This window comes from Parabacteroides sp. AD58 (genome assembly GCF_023744375.2).
GTDB classification, from domain to species: Bacteria; Bacteroidota; Bacteroidia; order Bacteroidales; family Tannerellaceae; genus Parabacteroides; species Parabacteroides absconsus.
Genome location: NZ_CP146284.1, coordinates 2,304,153 through 2,323,049 on the forward strand (window position 1 = coordinate 2,304,153; position 18,897 = coordinate 2,323,049).

Annotated in this window: 13 protein-coding genes; 1 reads left to right on the forward strand and 12 read right to left on the reverse strand. The window is 41.3% G+C overall.

What is annotated here, in order from left to right:
• Positions 1–93: 93 nt before the first annotated feature.
• From NEE14_RS10050 to NEE14_RS10085, 8 genes are all read right to left on the reverse strand, one after another.
• A complete protein-coding gene (locus tag NEE14_RS10050; protein ID WP_251967568.1) occupies positions 94–2,385 on the reverse strand; it encodes a bifunctional dihydroorotate dehydrogenase B NAD binding subunit/NADPH-dependent glutamate synthase in 2,292 nt (763 codons plus the stop codon).
• Between the two features lie 94 nt (positions 2,386–2,479).
• The gene (locus NEE14_RS10055) at positions 2,480–2,863 is read right to left on the reverse strand and encodes a co-chaperone GroES (protein ID WP_251967569.1); all 384 of its coding nucleotides are present in this window, start codon (positions 2,861–2,863) and stop codon (positions 2,480–2,482) included.
• A 133-nt stretch (positions 2,864–2,996) separates the two neighbouring features.
• Positions 2,997–3,566 carry a DUF4251 domain-containing protein gene (locus NEE14_RS10060; RefSeq protein ID WP_251967570.1) on the reverse strand — a complete coding sequence of 190 codons (570 nt, stop codon included), beginning with the start codon at positions 3,564–3,566 and terminating at the stop codon, positions 2,997–2,999.
• Positions 3,567–3,672: 106 nt separating this feature from the next.
• Entirely contained in the window at positions 3,673–5,688 is a 2,016-nt protein-coding gene (locus NEE14_RS10065; protein WP_251967571.1) for a fructose-1,6-bisphosphatase, read from the reverse strand.
• 55 nt (positions 5,689–5,743) lie between these two features.
• The gene (locus NEE14_RS10070; RefSeq protein ID WP_251967572.1) at positions 5,744–6,706 is read right to left on the reverse strand and encodes a glycosyltransferase; all 963 of its coding nucleotides are present in this window, start codon (positions 6,704–6,706) and stop codon (positions 5,744–5,746) included.
• A 184-nt stretch (positions 6,707–6,890) separates the two neighbouring features.
• Positions 6,891–8,543: an AMP-binding protein gene (locus NEE14_RS10075; RefSeq protein ID WP_251967573.1), complete on the reverse strand. Its 1,653-nt coding sequence runs from the start codon at positions 8,541–8,543 to the stop codon at positions 6,891–6,893.
• A gap of 12 nt (positions 8,544–8,555) precedes the next feature.
• The gene (locus NEE14_RS10080) at positions 8,556–9,137 is read right to left on the reverse strand and encodes a helix-turn-helix domain-containing protein (RefSeq protein WP_251967574.1); all 582 of its coding nucleotides are present in this window, start codon (positions 9,135–9,137) and stop codon (positions 8,556–8,558) included.
• 161 nt (positions 9,138–9,298) lie between these two features.
• Complete coding sequence (locus NEE14_RS10085) at positions 9,299–11,284, reverse strand: glycoside hydrolase family 97 protein (RefSeq protein ID WP_251967575.1); 1,986 nt, start codon at positions 11,282–11,284, stop codon at positions 9,299–9,301.
• 323 nt (positions 11,285–11,607) lie between these two features.
• Here NEE14_RS10085 and NEE14_RS10090 point away from each other — a divergent pair, with 323 nt between their 5' ends.
• Positions 11,608–12,393, forward strand: coding sequence for a hypothetical protein (locus NEE14_RS10090; RefSeq protein WP_251967576.1), 786 nt, complete (start codon positions 11,608–11,610; stop codon positions 12,391–12,393).
• A gap of 362 nt (positions 12,394–12,755) precedes the next feature.
• On the opposite strand, the gene NEE14_RS10095 is transcribed toward NEE14_RS10090, so the two are convergent.
• The 4 genes from NEE14_RS10095 to NEE14_RS10110 form a co-directional block, all read right to left on the reverse strand.
• Positions 12,756–13,937, reverse strand: coding sequence for a glycoside hydrolase family 130 protein (locus NEE14_RS10095; RefSeq protein ID WP_422394649.1), 1,182 nt, complete (start codon positions 13,935–13,937; stop codon positions 12,756–12,758).
• A gap of 72 nt (positions 13,938–14,009) precedes the next feature.
• Positions 14,010–16,001, reverse strand: a complete 1,992-nt coding sequence (locus NEE14_RS10100; protein ID WP_251967615.1) for a hypothetical protein — start codon at positions 15,999–16,001, stop codon at positions 14,010–14,012.
• 354 nt (positions 16,002–16,355) lie between these two features.
• On the reverse strand, positions 16,356–17,030 hold the full coding sequence (locus tag NEE14_RS10105; protein WP_251967578.1) for a DUF3823 domain-containing protein: 675 nt from the start codon (positions 17,028–17,030) through the stop codon (positions 16,356–16,358).
• A 21-nt stretch (positions 17,031–17,051) separates the two neighbouring features.
• Positions 17,052–18,896: a RagB/SusD family nutrient uptake outer membrane protein gene (locus tag NEE14_RS10110; RefSeq protein ID WP_251967579.1), complete on the reverse strand. Its 1,845-nt coding sequence runs from the start codon at positions 18,894–18,896 to the stop codon at positions 17,052–17,054.
• Position 18,897 lies beyond the last annotated feature (1 nt).

Sequence of the window (18,897 nt, forward strand, 5' to 3'; positions counted from 1 at the left end):
ACGCAAAATAAAAAGTCCGGTCATACAGGCAACTCTTCCTGTAACCGGACTTTCCTTTTATCCTTTTAACCGGGATGGATCAATTCCCCGTCATCATTTACTCTGGGTTAACTGCCGATGCATAGCTGCAGCAGCCCGACGTCCGTCGCCCATGGCCAAGATTACGGTGGCACCACCACGAACGATATCACCACCGGCATAAATCATCGGAATAGATGATTCCATATTTTCATTGACGGCGATCGTTCCTTTCCGCCCCAATTCCAATCCCGGAATAGAATGCGGAACTATCGGATTCGGAGAAACACCCACACTGACAATCGCCAGATCTATATCCAAAGTCTCGGTTGCACCTGGGATCGGCACCGGACTCCGACGACCTGAAGCGTCAGGCTCTCCTAATTCCATCTTCTGAAGTACAACTTGCTTGACACGTCCCTTTTCATCGGCCAAATATTCAATCGGATTATGCAAGGTCAAGAATTCAACACCTTCTTCCTTCGCATGCTTTACTTCTTCCAAACGAGCTGGCATTTCCTGTTCCGAACGACGATAAATGATCATCGCCTTCTCTGCTCCCAGACGCTTTGCCGTACGGACTGAATCCATAGCCGTATTACCGCCGCCAATCACTGCTACACGTTTACCAAAGGCGACTGGCGTATCCGATTCGGGATTCGCCGCATCCATCAGGTTAACACGAGTCAGATATTCGTTAGACGACATGATATTGATGGAGTTCTCACCCGGAATATTCATGAAGTTAGGCAGACCGGCACCAGATGCCACAAAGATTCCCTGGAAACCATCCGCTTTCAGATCGTCCACACTGATTGTCTTGCCGACAATGCAGTCCTTTACAAAAGTAACACCCAACTTCGAAAGGTTTTCAATTTCTACATCTACAATCTTATTAGGTAAACGGAATTCAGGAATGCCATACTTCAACACACCGCCAATCTCGTGCAAGGCTTCAAAGACAGTCACGGCGTAACCGAATTTAGCCATATCGCCGGCGAATGAAAGACCGGCAGGACCTGAACCGATAACAGCGACTTTGATGCCATTCGGCTGTGCTACTTCCGGTAAAGAGATCAGACCGCTTTCCCGTTCATAATCGGCAGCAAAACGCTCCAGATAACCAATGGCTACGGCTTCATGCCCCATCTTCAGATGAATACACTTTGACTCACACTGCTTTTCCTGGGGGCAAACCCGACCACATACAGCAGGCAGAGCACTGGTTTCCTTTAATACTTTGGCGGCCTCAAGGAATTCGCCCCGCTCAATATTCTTGATGAAAGAAGGAATATTGATACCTACTGGACAACCGGTCATACAAGTCGGATTGGCGCAATCCAAACAACGGCTGGCTTCCGTACGAGCCTGTTCGGCTGTTAATCCCTGATTTACTTCTTCCAAACGTGTATGAGAACGATATTCCGGATCTAGTTCATTCATCTTGACACGCGGAATAGCCGTCCGTTCTTTCGGTTTCATCGCCTTACGTAATTCTTCCCGCCATGGCGCTGTACGATCATTCAAGGCTGCGGCATGTGCTTCTTCCAGATGATCCAGTTTATGAATCTCTTTCTGTTCGATATCCTTGAATGCGCCCATTCGCTTGAGCATTTCGTCGAAATCGACCTGATGACCATCAAATTCCGGACCATCCACACAAACGAATTTCGTCTTTCCACCCACAGTAATACGACAGGCACCACACATACCTGTACCATCTACCATGATGGTATTTAAGGAGACATCTGTTGGGATATTATATTTCTTTGTCAGCAAACAGACAAATTTCATCATAATAGCCGGACCGATAGCGAAGCACTTATCTACTTTCTCCCGTTTGATAACAGCTTCTACACCTTCTGTTACCAATCCTTTCTGACCATATGAACCATCATCCGTCATGATGATGACCTCATCCGAACTGGCCCGCATTTCTTTCTCCAGAATAATCAGCTCTTTGGTTCGTCCGGCCAAAACCGTAATAACCCGGTTTCCCGCAGCCTTCAAAGCCTGCACGATAGGCAACATCGGCGCAACGCCTACACCACCGCCAGCACAAACCACTGTACCAAACTTTTCAATATGGGTTGCCTGCCCCAACGGACCAACCACATCGGTTATATAATCACCAACTTCCAGCTGGCAAAGCTTGGTAGAAGAGAGACCGACTTCCTGGACGACCAGCGTAATTGTACCTTTTTTTACATCGGCTTCAGCGATGGTCAAAGGCATACGTTCACCTTTTTCTCCCACACGTACAATCACGAAATGCCCGGCTTTCCGAGAACGGGCAATTAAAGGAGCTTCTACTTCAAGCTTCACTACTTTTTCTGAGAAAAACTCTTTACCAACTATTTTATTCATATAATCGCATTTTTCGAATGGTTGTATTGATTTATTGAAAACAAATATACGCTATTTTATTAAGTAAAATGACTTATGTCAAGAATAATTCTGATTATTCAAACAATCCTTCATCCCGAACCAGCATTAATATAGCAGAATGAGGTACGATCAGGTATTTTTCATCATTAAAACTGATTTCATAGGCCGCGTTCTGAAGATAAATAGCCAAATCGCCCTCTTGTGCCTGCAATGGCAAATAACGGACTTCTTCTTCCTTCTTTTCCCAGACTTCTCTTTCTTCATTTTGTGCCGGAAGCGGATAACCCGGACCTACTTTAAGAATGTATCCAGCCTGTATTTTCTCCTTTTCCTGTACCGATGGAGGCAAATAAAGTCCCGTCTTCGTCTGACTTTCCGGGTTTTTCGGTTTAATAAGTACTTTGTCTCCTATCATCAGGAATTTATTCATGTCTTTCTGTTCTAAAGATAACTGCATAATTCAAGATCATTTTTTCGATTCACAAAGCTACAAAAGTTTACAAAAAAAGTCACGAGAATCGATTTTAAATCTCGTGACTTTCTTTCATAGAATTCGTTAGTTTCGAATTCCGCTCAAACTATCTTATATTTTACAACGTCCGACCTTTAAATACGGAAGACGATTCGCTCGGGTAAACTGTTCCGGTAAATGAAACCCGGTTGCTGCTAAAATTCGGAGAAACAGTAGCCGTACACTTAGCCGATCCTTTAATCATCCGGACTGTAATAGAAGCAGATATACCAATGCCCTGTACCATCATCTTAAAATTGACATTGCCTTTCTTGTCTGTCTCTACTTCTACATTCGAAGGCGTTCCTTCTACCGTGATACCTCCTATTCCATTCGGACCGGAAAAAACAGCACCATCAAACGCCAGCTGTACCGTAGCTTTTCCGTCTACCAGAGAAACGAAGTTTGTGCTCGGCGTTACATATTTAAAATTACCCCGCTTGAATTCGACCCGTTCAGCTTCCAACACGAAATCTTTAGCAAACAACGCTTTCTTGGCAGCTTCAAAAGCCAACATTTCCTGAGCTTCCCGTTCTGCCTTTTCAGCCTCTTTGGCTGCTTTTCTGGCTGCTTTCGTATCTTCCTGAGCCATCATCGCCCCTGTTCCTACCAACAGGAATGCGACCAACATCATTATTAATCTTTTCATATTCTTTTCTTGTTTAGTTAATTACATTGTACTTATAAGACAACTTTTCGCTCTAAAATGTTGCAGGCACTCTGTTAATTATACCTAAACCGTCTTCTACGTTACATCAGTATCTATAATAATACCTCAACTCTCGTTCCCGTTCTTGCAGCAGTCCGTTTCTGTATGCATACAAAAGATTCTCCAAATCATGAATCTGCTGTTTCAATTCAACGCCTTTATCCGTATCTTTTACCATCTGACGATGAGCACTCAGTTCAACCACGATTGTTGTAGACCGAATATCCAGTCCTTCTTCAATTGCCTTTGCTGTTGACTGGAATGGCTCGTGCTGAACCAACTGGAATCCCCGAGAATGATACACCAGTGTATAGCCGGCTATTCCGGTTTCTGAATGATAGGCTTTAGAAAATCCTCCATCAATGACTATTAACTTGCCATTGGCCTTAATCGGATTTTCTCCTTTAATGGAACGGACAGGCACATGACCATTTACAATATGCCGATGCTCACCTGTTACACCAAACTCATCCAACAACCTGTCGCAGATAGCTTCTTCTTCACGCAACGAATAATAAGCACCCTTTTCTTCCTTCTGCAATTCCTTGTCTGCCAGAAAACAGCGTTCAAAGGTTGCCATACGGCTCTTATCAAACAGCGGAGAATCCTTTCCGCACCACAAATACCAGATGTAATCCATGGCAAACTGCTTCTGAGGCGAATCTTCCGGATCAAAATAAGCCGTTCTGACCAGCTGGTCCACTTTGTCTAATAATGCCTTTCCCTTGAAACATTCTCCATCGATTTTCACCTCTTTCAATGTTCCATCACTATTCATCGGTACTGAAGCATGAAACAGCAAATTCGAATTGCAAACCTTATACATACTGCCATGACGGAACAGACAAAGCATATGTTTACGCAGTTTCTCACTTCCTTCGAACGACCGCTGGATACGGCGTATCATATCTTCCTCATCAATCGACAGACGATAAGGATCTTTCGGATCTAAAGTCGGCCAGTTTTTATCCTTCAATTCATAATCCTGTCCGTTCAGACGGATTGTTCCTTTTTCCAGATTGATCCGATGCAACAACAGACGATCGTCCATTTCAAATTCCGGACGACGGCGGATAATATCTCCTTCCAGCTTATATTGGACTATCGAAATGGCCTTGTGCATCTGAGCGATCAGACGAACTGTCTTCGCATCGTAAATCGTATCTCCAGCCGTAGTACGGGGAATAAAAAGTTCGCACGGATCATCTGCGTACGTCTCCATGGCAAATGTTGCCAAAGGCAGCAGATTAATACCATAACCATCTTCCAACGTCGCCAGATTTCCATAACGCAAACACATCCGGATTACATTGGCCATACTTCCTAAATTACCGGCAGCTGCGCCCATCCAAAGCATATCATGATTTCCCCACTGGATATCACAGTTATGATAATCACACAATGTATCCATAATGATATGAGCACCGGGACCACGGTCATAAATATCACCGATAATATGTAAAGAATCGATGGTCAGCCTTTGTATCAAATTACACATGGCGATAATAAAGTCATCAGCCCGCCCGGTAGAGATAATCGTATGAATGATCTGATCAACATAAGCTGATTTATTCGGTTCCTGCAATGATTCATGCAATAATTCCTGAATAATATAGGAAAACTCACGAGGCAGAGCCTTCCGAACCTTCGACCGTGTGTATTTGGAAGAGACATTACGACAGACTTTCACCAGCTGATTCAAAGTAATCATATACCAATCATCCAGATCTTTCTCAACCGATTTAACCCGCACTAATTTTCCTTCCGGATAATAAATCAGCGTACACAAATCTTTCTTCTCGCCTTCACGCATTGTGTTGTTGAATATTTCGTCTACTTTCCGCTTGATAGAGCCAGAAGCATTTCTCAAGACATGATTGAAAGCCTGATATTCACCATGAAGATCCGAAAGGAAATGCTCTGTACCTTTCGGCAAATTCAAGATAGCTTCCAAATTGATGATTTCCGTACTTGCGTCAGCAATCGTGGGGAAACTGCGTGACAACAACTGCAAATAGCGCAAATCATCTGTTACTTTATCTGTTGTAATATCTTTTGTCATTTTGAGTTTGTAAGTTTTTGTGATTGAAAGTTCTTCAGTTTATTTATTCTGCATTCTATTTTTTCTTCATTTTCCATCTCCACCAGGCCCGGATGAAACCCGTTCCATAACCAAACAATTGGGTAAAAGAAGCGGCCACGGCCAAGACACCGATTCCAATATTTCCTCGATACGCGCAAGTCGCGTCCACAAACAGGAGTAGAACATAAAGCAGCAACAGCGAATAGAGCCATGGAAAGAAAATACCCAACAAGCAAAGCCCGATTACACCTACGACAAAAACGGCGGGCAAGCAATGAACAAGCTTTAATGTGGAAGGATATTTCTGTGACAAAACAATCCGGGCTTCTCCTGAATGTTCTACCTGACGGAAAAACTGCTTCAGGCGTGTACGCCGTTTGTGGTATACGTATGCATTCGGGAATAACCGGGTAACATAACCGGCCTGAATAATCCGGGTACTAAAATCAATATCCTCGCCATAGCGCATCGAGGTATCAAATCCATCCAGCTTTATAAATACATCCCGCCGGATTCCCATATTGAAGCTTCGAGGATAAAACTGATCCAGTTTTTTCTTTCCACCGCGAATTCCACCCGTGGTGAAGAAAGAAGTCATCGCATAGCTGATAGCTTTCTGCATCGCATTAAAGGACGGATGCGCACAATCCGGTCCGCCAAACGCATCAGCTGGCGTCTCATTCAATGACTGCTCGATTGCTTCCAAATAAGTCTCCGGAACGATACAATCTGAATCAAGAATCAAAAGGTATTCTCCTTCACTGATACGCGCACCATAATTACGAGCCACGCTCGGTCCGCCATTGGGAATGGTAAAATAACGTATCTTCAACTTTTTCTCATACCGTTCTACCACAGACTGACAAGGTACGGTTGAACCATCCTCAATTACTAAAATCTCAAAGTTCGTGTATGTTTGTAAGGTTAAACTATACAATAAATCATCTACTTCATCCGGACGATTATACACAGGGATTATAATGGAATAGTAACGCATATCTGTTCAGTTTTTAATGTTACAAATTTACATATTTATAATCAAAACTGAGCTTTGAAAGGTAAAGGAAATGCGCGCTTTCATCAATTCCTGACCGTGGTTGATAAATATATGAATTGTCCGAAGAATATCAGATAACAATCTCTATTCTTCGGACTCATCCAATCCTTATTCTAATCTAATATTATACGGGAATAATTCCCTTTTCTGCCAATAACTTCAATCCCAAATCTTTCAACTTGAACTTCTGGATCTTTCCACTACCTGTCATCGGGAAAGTATCTACAAAGAACACATATTTGGGAATCTTATGACGGGCAATCTTTCCACGGCAGAAGTCTTTCACCACATCCTCTGTCATGGTTACACCTTCGTGCAAGATGATAAAGGCTCCCACTTCTTCCCCATACTTCTTCGAAGGAATGGCTGCCACCTGTACATCTTTTACTCCTTCAAGATGATACAGGAATTCTTCCAGTTCCCGAGGATAGATATTCTCACCTCCTCGAATGATCATATCTTTAATACGACCGGTAATACGGTAATTACCGTTTTCATCTTTTACTCCTAAGTCACCGCTGTGCAGAAAACCGTTTTTATCTATGACTTCGGCAGTTGCTTCCGGATTGTTATAATATCCTTTCATCGTATTATAACCGCGGTTGCACATTTCACCCTGCACGCCTACCGGACATTCTTCACCCGTTTCCGGATCAATTACCCGAACTTCGGTAAACTCATAATCATGGCCTACTGTTGTATACCTCACTTCTGCAGGATCATCTATTCTGGAGTGTGTCATCCCGGGAGAAGTCTCTGTTAATCCATACACACTCGTTACCCGCATAAACATCTTTTCTTCCACCTGCTTCATCAGTTCGATCGGACATAACGAACCGGCCATAATGCCTGTACGTAAAGAAGTCAGATCAAACATACTGAACATCGGATGATTCAACTCGGCAATAAACATCGTAGGTACGCCGTAAACTGCCGTACAGCGTTCTTTATGAATGGAAGCTAATACCACCAGCGGATCAAACTTTTCCACCATAACTTGTGTGCAACCGTGAGTCAACACATTCATCGACGCCAGCACCACACCAAAGCAATGGAAGAGCGGCACACAGCAACATAGCTTATCGTCGGAAGTAAACTTCATGTGTTCTCCTGTCAGGAATCCATTATTTGCAATATTATAATGCGTCAGCATCACTCCTTTCGGGAAACCAGTCGTTCCCGAAGTATATTGCATATTCACCACATCCTGGCAATCTACTTTAGCTTTTGCCTCGTCTAAGATTTCATCGCTGATGTTCTCTCCCAATAACAATAATTCCGGTGTATTATACATACCGCGGAATTTCTCCTGACCGATATATACCACATTCTTCAGTTTCGGGAAGCGCTTGCTCTTGAGATAACCACGCTGTGATTCCCTTAATTCCGGAAGCATTGTATATACCATATCTATATAACTGCCATCGAAAACACCATCGGTAATACACAAGGTATGAATATCTGCATTCTCAACCAGGAATTCCAATTCGCTCTGTTTGTAGTTCGTATTAACCGTCACGGCAACTGCACCGATCTTGGCAGCTGCATACAGGAATGTCAACCAGTCTGGCACATTCGTCGCCCAGATTCCGACATGAGTTCCATGTTCTACTCCAATAGACAGCATACCTTTTGCCATCCGGTCAACCCGTTCATTGAATTCTTTCCAAGTAAACCGGAGGTCACGGTCCGAATAAACAATATATTCTTTATCTGGCGAAACAGCAGCCCAATGCTCCAGCCACTGCCCTAACGTCTTATTCTGTAAAGCTAACATAACCTGATTCTATTAATACGGGGTATATACTACGCCCAGAATCCGGGCAGAAGAACCTTTTGCTGCATGTACATGATGGGCAACAATCGAATCATAATAAATACTGTCACCAGCTTCCAACTGATACGCATTCTTTCCATATACAATTTCCAGCTTACCTTCCAAGACATAGATAAATTCTTCTCCTTCGTGTGAAGAAGGAACGAAACTTTCACCTTCTGCCGACGGAGCCACATCAATCATAAACGGTTCCATGTGGCGACCCGATTTGTCCTGCGACAAAGAATGATAAGCCATGTGCTTGCGGCCTTCCGTATTGTTATTGGTAAACCCAATTCCATCTCCAACGATATCGCCTTTCCGACAGACAACCGGTCCCAATTGAGACTGGTCATCCAAGAATGTTCCTAAACGAACCCCTAAAACACGGGCAATTTTAATTAGTGGTGCTAATGACGGAAAATCCACATTATCTTCAATGCGTTGAATCTGCTCCACACTCAAACCTGATCTTTCAGCTACATCCTCAATCGAAAGCTGTTTTGTTTCTCGTATATGTTGGATCTTTGATCCGATAATCTTGTTGTCTTTCATATCTGTACTATTATTATTTAGGCAAGACAAAAATAAACTAATTATTTAATATTTCAAATTAATTGGCGAATTTATCTTTTAAATCATTATTATTTCATTTGATAAAAGAATAAAAATAAAGCAGCCAATGAATATTGACTGCTTTTAACCTATTTATAATTTTACTTTCGAATAAAAGAAATGGCAAATCCTCCTCCAGGAGCCAGTTGTATCTGCAACGAGCGGGAATGATCTACCACTTGTTCCGTCTTTTTATAATCAGCAGCTTGTTTCCCGGCATTTATACCATCCGAAAATTGTGTAGACAGAAAAGAGCCTTCGCCTAGGAAGGACAAATCCAAATTGATTGTCCGAGCATTCCAATCAGTCATGCCACCTACATACCAATTATTTCCTACCCGACGGGCCGTTACAATATATTCACCCATTTTCCCCTGAAGGATACGAGTTTCATCAATTCCCGTATTAGGAATCGAGCAGATAAAATCAACACAAGGCTGTTCTTGTCTGTAAATCGTCGGATTATCAGCCAGCATCGTCAATGGTGAATCATGTATGATATAGGCAGCTAGCTGATGACAACGAGTTCCCTGACTCATCGGATTATAATAAATCGGCTGGAAATCCTTTTTCGTTGCATTTCGCATGGCTCCAGGTGTATAATCAACCGGTCCACACATCATTCGGATAAACGGCATGGTAACATCATATTCCATCATATCCTTCTCTATCGTGCTCCACTTCATCTCTTCCATGCCAAACAACGATTCGAAGTTGATAATATTTGGGAAAGTCCGGTTCAAACCGGTCGGCTTATAAATGCCGTGCAGATCCAGTGTCAGATGATATTTAGCCGCCGTCTCGGCAATCCGATAAACCATTTCAACGCCAGTCTGGTCATCCCGGTCCAGAAAATCTACTTTAAACCCACGGATACCCATTGCAGAATATTTCTTGCAGGCTTCTTCCAGCTGATCGTCCAATACATTGAATACCGTCCAAAGAATCAGATCAACCCCTTTACTTTTTCCATAAGCAATCAATTCTTCCAGATTCAATTCTGGAATGACTGTCAGCATATCACCACTCTTCGGATTATACCAACCTTCATCCAGCACAATATAGCCAATCTTGTTTTCTGCGGCAAAGTCGATGTAGTACTTATAGGTATCTATATTAATGCCGGCCTTAAAGTCGACATTCCAGATTCCCCAGTCGTTCCACCAGTCCCAGGCGACTTTTCCTGATTTTACCCACGAATAATCGCCGATCCGATTCGGAGAAGCCAACGCATAAACCAGATTATTCACCGGCATCTGCGTATCATCGCCCGTAATCGCCATGATTCGCCAAGGGAAAGAACGCGTACCCTGGCAACGGGCGATATAATCGGTTCGTTTCGTTACATACTTCATGGCTCGTGAAGCATGTACGCCAAACTCTTCCGGATATTCAGCAAAGTCGGCTTTTAAAGCCTGGGCTTTCGGATCAGCTACGACAAACATGCCCGGATAATTCTCCAAATCCGACTCTAAAATCGTCACCTTAATACCATCACCACAATCAGCAGTCACCGGCAAGAAGGCGATTTTACTGTTACCCGCCTCACTGATCTTGCTTACTGCATAAATATTCTGAAAAGCCATGGCATACGGATCTTTATCGGATGTCGTAAAAGGAAGATAAACAACGTCATCTTCTGCCCAGTTGAAGTCAGCCTGTTCATTGCGGACAATGAAATCTTCCTTTTTCTTTGTTTCCCACCGATAAGCTACACCATCATTATACACCCGAAATGCCAGGGCATAATCACCTTTAAAGGTCACATACATTTCATTATAAGACACATCGAACGACGGACACCGATAATTAAAACAGTCTATATGCTCTTGAAAAGCCTTCTGTTTTACTTTCTTTACTACAGGCGATTGCCCCAAAACTTCGTTACTCAGTTCCAACGCAATCTGATTCTGTTTCATCAATGTTTTCCCATGATACATGACATCATACGAAATATTCTCTTCCACTACGAGCTTCATCTGAATCGCTTTATCAGGCGATGAGACTAAATACTCCTTAGCACTCAATACATTTCCAAGGGATAAAACCAACAAGGAAATCAGGGTTAACAAGCTTCTATGTACCATAATTCTATTCTGTTTTTATCAAATATTATAGGTTGCAAAAATACAGTTTTACCTAATAAAAGCGAACAGATTTCTTTTAATTCATACCATTTCTCTAGTTTTTAATGACAGATCATAAAACATCTGTTTAATAGCATATCAAGTAAATCCTCCCAAAAGGCCAAACCTATTATCATTCCTCGTATATTTGCTCCTAAAACAGATCGTAAAACGTGCAAAACGTCGGAAATACGAGCAACCGGCATAACTAAAAAATCCCATTCTCGGTTTTTACGATCCGAAAGTCAAAAGGACGGAAATTTTCTTTTAGGAGGACATATTGAATGAGAAAAACGAATATTTATCTGTTTGAACTGATCTTCTTCATTATTGGATATACGCAGCAAGTATATTCTCAGGAAAATTCCATTGACTTTCAGAATCCGGTGAGACAAGAGAATGAATTACATTTGAAGTCACCAGAAAAGATATCCTTATCCCCATTCATGCTCGATCCGTCTGTTTATTTTCCTACGTCAAAAGATTTGAATTTACATGCAGAAAATCCTTATGTAATGGAGATAGGTGCTGGCGCATATCTGCTGCAATGGGATCATGGTTCATTATATGGAAGTCATACCCAAAAATCCTTATGGGGATTATTCGACCAAAGGAGTGTAAATCTAAATCTAATCCAACATTATGGATTACTCGATGTGGAAACAGGTATTGCAGCCTATAAATATTGGATGCCAGATAATCCAGAAACACAAATTGGAATTAGCGCATTATTATCTTATCGGTTTAATCCAATTCTCTCGGTTACTGCTTTTGGTAGATATGTGACGAATCCGTTTTATCTATCCATGGCGGCTTATCCTTACATCAACACATCGACTTACGGGGCTTACCTGACTATCAAGAATGAAAAGATGGGATTGGGCTTAGGCGTTCAACGCAAGTATGATCCATTCAGTAGACAATGGATTACAGATCCAATTATTATGCCCAGCTTCAAAATGGGGAAGATAAAAATTCAGATGGATTTCGGTCCAGCTCTACGCAATGGAATCCAGAATTTGATCCACAAAGATCGTTATAACCAAGGGCCTATTATTCCTCATCCATGAATATATTACAATCTACAAATCAAAGAGGATGAATCGCATATTACGACATCCTCTTATCTTATAACAGCCTTTTTAAAGGAATAAATTTATCATTCACTCTATTATTCAAGGAATTTATCTCTTTCGTCCTTAATTTCTATTTGATTCACATATGTGAATTAATCAATTCACGAATATAATTCAATTAATTCACCAATATGAATTGATTACATCACATTGGTGAATTAAATAATATATAATTGTTTTTTCAAGAGTTTTATACTAGATTTGCAAGAGTTTCTCTTTGTTTTCTCCTAGAGCATCTTGCCTGATTTTCCTCTCCAATAAAGACAAATCCTAATTCCACAGGCCATTTCCTTTAATCAAGGCAATATATCCCCATCGGCTTTGTTCTGTGGATCATAAACAGCCACGCCTACCATTGAATCGGCACAACCATAATACAAATACCATTTTCCTTTAAAGAATACCAGGCCTTCGATAAAGACTGTTCCATCCACATACTGACCACTCTTTTCAAAGTCGGCCATAGGTCGGAAGAACGGAACATCCAATCGCCCGATCGCCTGATAAGGATGCTGAAGATCGAACAAGACCTGACCGGCGCTGTATGTACCGGCATTGAAGCGGGGATCTCGTTTCTCGTTGGTTTCGTTCTTTCCATTATATAATAAAAGAATACCATCTTCCGTAATTACTGCCGGAGGACCACATTCGGTCAAAGCGCTGTCAAAGTATTTCTCCCGAGGATAAATAAGTCCGAGCAGCTCGTTTTGATCATCCAACACCGGCTCCCAATTGATCAAGTCATCGGATGTAGCAGCAGCCACCATGTGTTCTCCCCAGTACATCAGATATTTCCCATTTACCTTCGCGATCGTCTGCTTGCCATCCACCAGCTTTGTTACAATCGAACCGGACTTGCAAGCCATATCTTTGAAACGACCGTTATAAGCTTTGGCAAAAGCAGGCCCATGCTTTTCCCACGTAAGCAGATCTCTGGAAGTTGCAACCGACAAACGGGGAACTTCCCGATTCCAAGCGGTGTATAACATGACATAGAGCCCATCTTCCGTCATGGCTACACGCGGATCTTCACAACCGCCCGGCCATTCAAATTCTTTGGTATTATCTTCTGCCGGATACATCACCGGTTTATCATGCCGGACCATCGTAATACCATCCGTACTCTCAGCCAAACCAATTCTGGAAGTACGCATACCAATACCTTTAGCGGAATTATCTTCTGCCCGATACAACACACAGATCGTATCACCCTTTAAGGTAGCTGCCGGATTAAAGGTATCACTTTCTTCCCAACCGACAAGTTCTTTCCGCATCGGACAGTTGAATTTACTCTCTGGCCGAGGCTGAATAATCGGATTCACGCCTTCCGGTCTCACAAAACCACCCAATGCCCATTCCGGAAGGACATTCGTTTTAGCAGATTGCTCTGCCGTCTGGTTTGCCTCTGACTTTTTCCCTGAGCAGGAGAAAAAAGCTGCAGCCAAACAAACCAAAGCCATTACATGTAATTGTTTCATATCTTTCATTTTATAATCACCTGCCTACAATATTTCCAGACAATATTTCCCCTAATAAAGAATACAAAGAATCTACAACTTGATATGAAGACTCATACCGTCTTTTATGTTTTTCTTACAACAGATCTTATCATCTGTTTCTACGACCACGAAGAGTCCTTTCTCCGTTCGTTTTATCTCAACGTCAAATACACTACCAAATGCCTGAATCCTATTCAGACTCATCTGATTCCATTCTGCCGGCAAACGAGGAGTCAAGACAAACGATTTAAACCCAGTCGGACGAATACCAAACAAACCTTCTGTAATAATCCGGCAATATAGTCCACTTTCAGCCGACAAATGTCGCTGATTACCTTCCGGCCATGCTTCAATGGCATAAGGAACATGTTCGCCCAACAACCGCTGACCGGAGTAAAACTTCAGATATTCCGTTGCCTTTTCTGTTTCTCCACACGCATACACACCACGAAGCGCATATAAAGTAGAGCGATCCCAAAACGTTTCACTACCAGCTTGTGTCAGAAGTCCGTTCTCGGTCCATAACCGAGGAGAGAACAACGCCCGTACAGTTTCATCTTTCCGGTCAAAGATATTCACCGTCAAAGGGATGCAAATCCACGAACGCAGCACATCATTTCCTTTATAATATTGATACGTTTGGAAACCTTCCACTTCCGCTCCAAAAAACTTTTCAATATTTGCTCTTAAAGATTTAGCCTCACTGGCATACCGTTTCAACAATTTACTCTCTTTTTTCAATTCTTTCCCCAAATACACAGCCGAATTCAGGGCATCATAATACAAAGAAGATGTACACAGGTTCGCATCACCAGCCGGGAAACGCCCTTCCAATTCATCTGAATCAGATGCTACTACTCCGTCAGCATTCACCTTCCGATGACAATATTCCAAACACCACTCAATAAGCGGCCACAACTGCTCGGCTTCCTCTTTACTGCCTCTCTCCAAAGCATATCGCGAAGCTCCATAAGCAATCATGGCAGCATCACCGCGATCGCCGGCTCCTCCCCAGACATCCGTTCCTTCAGCAATAATCGAACTAGGCAGAGGTTTATACGCATCATTCATAAAACGGGCAAACTGCAAATAAGCATTCAATGCCGATTGATTTCCTTTATCATATCCCAAAAACGGGAAGAAAGGATTGATATATTCAGCCTGATCATTTGCCCAAATCGCTGCATAATAAGATTCTCCACCCGGACCATGTAACAATCCGCAAGCGGTATCATAGATACTTTCTGCTCCTCTGATTTTAGCAAAGGCAAACATCGTATTGATCACCGGATCTGGAGTATTCAACACCAACTTTCCCCACAACTCCTGAATGAAAGCCTGGCGTTTGCTTAATTCACGCTCTATATCTGGAGTCTCTTCCGATTCTCCCTGTTTATAGCCTGCCGTATAAGCATAAAAAGAAATGGACTGCCCGGGTTGCAATGAAGTATATGTTGCTCCATTCAATGCCTGAATAATCCGATAACTGCCATTTACGCCTTTCTCAGCAGCAGTCGTAATTACATTCTTAACCTGATTAATCTCGACAGTAACAACTTTATTACCCTTATTCTCCAATACATATTTCTCACAAAACATCGGTTGGGTTGTAGAAGGGAATAAAATGCGCGTCAAACCAACGACTCCCTGTCGAGTAGGTAAATCACTTTCCACTTCCATCGTTCCATCCAAAGAGATACTACGTACCTGTTCCTTGATCTGAGCATTATTAATCAACACATTCTCCAACGGATTCCAGCTCAACTTTCGCATCAGACTTGCATGAGTATCATTCGGGATCGTTCTAAGCATTGGCCAAACCATACCTCTGTTCAAAAGGAATCTTCCATCATCATCAACACCATAACGAACCACCGTTGAGACTTTTAGGCCACTCATCTCAATATGATCACTATGAGCTTTATCTCCCGATTTTATTTTCCACGTGATTCCTCCATTCTGATTCAAATGCCATCGCTGCTGAGCATATGAGCAAACAGAACAAACAATTACAAAACATATAAACAAGGCTACTTTTTTCATGGATATCAAATCAATGTATTTCTTTCTCACAAAAATAGACACTATTTCCTAAAGTAGAATTCTATTAACGGGATTATTTTAAGGCCTGAAGAAACCATTCGTCCTTACATTGTGAAGCTAAGGAGATATTATTTAAATCAATAAATAAAAACAATCAAGATTTATAGAAAAACTATGATTTACGAAAAATAGTTCAAAAACTAATATTGTGCTTAATCGATGATAAATTGTAAATCTGCAAACACTCTCGTGTGTCTTAATATAATGTTCTTTAGGTTTATAACCTGAATATTTGTGTTTTTATAAGCTACGGAAGATCATACAAAATCTTCCGTAGCAAAAAGAATCTATTAATTATTTTATCTGCACAACTGGAGTATAAACATACTGATCAGATTCTGCTGGCTTTACACCAATTCGTGCGTATAAAGCAACTGCAGAAGCCGCATCATCATTACCAGATAAATCTAAAGACATAGATAAAGTACCTTCCGAAACATCCGTTAATTCCTGACGAGCTAAATATGTACCTTCATCCACAAAGGCAGTCTCACTTACAAGTAAAAGTGCGCTGCTTATTGACGAAGTTTCTACGACTTTAGTTACCAATGTTGAACCATTTACAATATTTCCATTCAGAGAAAAATTTTCTTCAGCCAATGTATAATATGGTGTTACAGGCAGTTCACAAGTTGTATAGCCATTTACATTCACTACTATTGTATCAGTACTATTCAGCCAAGGTCCATTTCCAGAACGAGTAATTAATTTATATTGCCCATTAAATAAAATAGCCTTGAAAGAACCATCCTGAGTCAAATAGACAGGAATAGGGTCATGCTTTTCATATCCATCCTGATATAATTGAACCTGCACAGCATCTGCCGTTCCTCTGACACCTATTGATTGATTATTATAGACTACCCGTCCCTCTAAGGTCGATTGAGGTTCATCATAATTATCCAAACCACAACCCGTGGCCAATAGCATGCATAATACAGTTGAAAATATGTTTGTTATTATTTTCATAATATTCTTATTTTAATTATATTATTGATACGGATTCTTTACAAACTTTGGATTGTTATTCACCCAATTCAAATCTACAAAATTATAATAATTTTTCATTTGGAAATATCGAGGATATGGTTCTGTATTTACCTGTTGCTTAATAAATACCCATTTACCATCTGCCGGATCTCCAGGAGCATTTACTCGGTAAGGATATAAAGCCCATTGCTGAGCATTTGGATCATTTGTAACACCATTCCAAACCTTGTCTGCCAAACGCCAACGTTTCATATCCCAATAACGATGATCTTCAAAAGCGAACTCAACTCGATTTTCTCGAACAATATCATCTAATGTAACGCTTTCCAATGGCTGAATACCTGCACGATCACGAATCACATTAATATATTTCACTGCATCCGCATTATTACCTAACTCAAATGAAGCTTCACAGGCAATCATATAAGCTTCAGCAATACGGAAATATGGCCACCACAACTCAGAATTACGTCCTCGAGTAGAAGCTAAAGAGGTTTCATCTATAAACTTACGATAAAAGAATCCTGTCTTATTAACATACTGATTATTATTGGCAATTGGACCATTCACAGATGTAATAGTTAAGCCATTAGCATCTTTAGAATCTTGAGTAGATACTAAAGTTGTCCATTTACCATTTTGCTTTATCAACTGTCCAGCCTGTAATACAACCTCAGTTCCCTTAAAATTAGCTCCAGGATAAATTACAGTACCCCATAAACGGCCATCTTTATTAGCAAAAGCATCTTCCGGTTCATCATAAAATACATAATCACCATTCGCTTCTTGTATCTTAATTGCACCATTCCGATTATCAATGTATTCAAAAGCTTCTACCAAATTTAAAATGGGTCCACCATAGCAACGATCGATATCTTCTGCATGAGAAGCTGGAATATTAAACTTCGTAAATTCAACCGTTTTGCCTGGATATTTATAATCACAAGACCATATTACTTCTGTATTACCAGTTTTCACATTAATAGCATTATAAAATGCTAATCCTGGATCATTCGCATCTGTCATCAATGTATATACTCCACTATTAATAACTGCAGTAGAAGCTTCCAAGGCCGTCTGATAATATCCTTGTGCACGATCAGCAGGAATTCCAACTTCCCCCCCAGCTGTTTTTATAGGAGATGGCATTTTATTATTATAGTTTGCCAACGATCCTGCATATAAAGCAGCTCGAGCCTTTAACATTAAAGCAGCCCATTTTGTTGCTCTCGCAGCATTAGTTGTCGGTTCAACTGGTAACATATCAGCGATCTCAGAACACTCAGAAATAATATAATCATACAGTTCAGCTTCTGTTGAACGTGGGATTTGCATGTTTTCAATTTCCATACCTGGATATGTAAACACTTCATCTCCAACAATAGGCATACCACCAAGACCACGTCCCATGCAGAAATAAACCCATGCCCGAAGGAAACGAGTTTCACCCTCTAACCGCTTCTGCTCACTTTCTTCCAAAGCTGTTGTTGTACGTATTCCGGCCAAAAATTGATTTAAATCACGAATAAACTCATAATCATAAGTTCTCCAACGATCTTCCTCGAACTCAGTACGAGTATCTGGACCGCCATCACAACGCGCAGCCTCATCCAAGATCGTCATAGAATATGATCCATCACCATCTTTCGTTCTTTGCCCCCACTGCTTTCCTTCCATTCGACCGTAATAATTTGCCAAAACAGATTTAATCATAACTGCATCGTTGAAAATCTGTTCATTTGTCAAAACATCATCTGGTTCTTGTTCCAAAAAATCCTTGCAACTATTCAACGATAATGTCAGTGATGTAACCGCTGCGATAGTTAATATATATTTCAATTTCATA

Excerpts from the sequence above, each read along its gene's own strand:
- NEE14_RS10070 (WP_251967572.1), bottom strand. The coding sequence starts at position 6,706 with ATGCGTTACTATTCCATTATAATCCCTGTGTATAATCGTCCGGATGAA.
- NEE14_RS10085 (WP_251967575.1), bottom strand. The coding sequence starts at position 11,284 with ATGGTACATAGAAGCTTGTTAACCCTGATTTCCTTGTTGGTTTTATCC.
- NEE14_RS10060 (WP_251967570.1), bottom strand. The coding sequence starts at position 3,566 with ATGAAAAGATTAATAATGATGTTGGTCGCATTCCTGTTGGTAGGAACA.
- NEE14_RS10055 (WP_251967569.1), bottom strand. The coding sequence starts at position 2,863 with ATGCAGTTATCTTTAGAACAGAAAGACATGAATAAATTCCTGATGATA.
- NEE14_RS10065 (WP_251967571.1), bottom strand. The coding sequence starts at position 5,688 with ATGACAAAAGATATTACAACAGATAAAGTAACAGATGATTTGCGCTAT.
- NEE14_RS10080 (WP_251967574.1), bottom strand. The coding sequence starts at position 9,137 with ATGAAAGACAACAAGATTATCGGATCAAAGATCCAACATATACGAGAA.
- NEE14_RS10105 (WP_251967578.1), bottom strand. The coding sequence starts at position 17,030 with ATGAAAATAATAACAAACATATTTTCAACTGTATTATGCATGCTATTG.
- NEE14_RS10075 (WP_251967573.1), bottom strand. The coding sequence starts at position 8,543 with ATGTTAGCTTTACAGAATAAGACGTTAGGGCAGTGGCTGGAGCATTGG.
- NEE14_RS10110 (WP_251967579.1), bottom strand. The coding sequence starts at position 18,896 with ATGAAATTGAAATATATATTAACTATCGCAGCGGTTACATCACTGACA.
- NEE14_RS10095 (WP_422394649.1), bottom strand. The coding sequence starts at position 13,937 with ATGAAACAATTACATGTAATGGCTTTGGTTTGTTTGGCTGCAGCTTTT.
- NEE14_RS10100 (WP_251967615.1), bottom strand. The coding sequence starts at position 16,001 with ATGAAAAAAGTAGCCTTGTTTATATGTTTTGTAATTGTTTGTTCTGTT.
- NEE14_RS10090 (WP_251967576.1), top strand. The coding sequence starts at position 11,608 with ATGAGAAAAACGAATATTTATCTGTTTGAACTGATCTTCTTCATTATT.
- NEE14_RS10050 (WP_251967568.1), bottom strand. The coding sequence starts at position 2,385 with ATGAATAAAATAGTTGGTAAAGAGTTTTTCTCAGAAAAAGTAGTGAAG.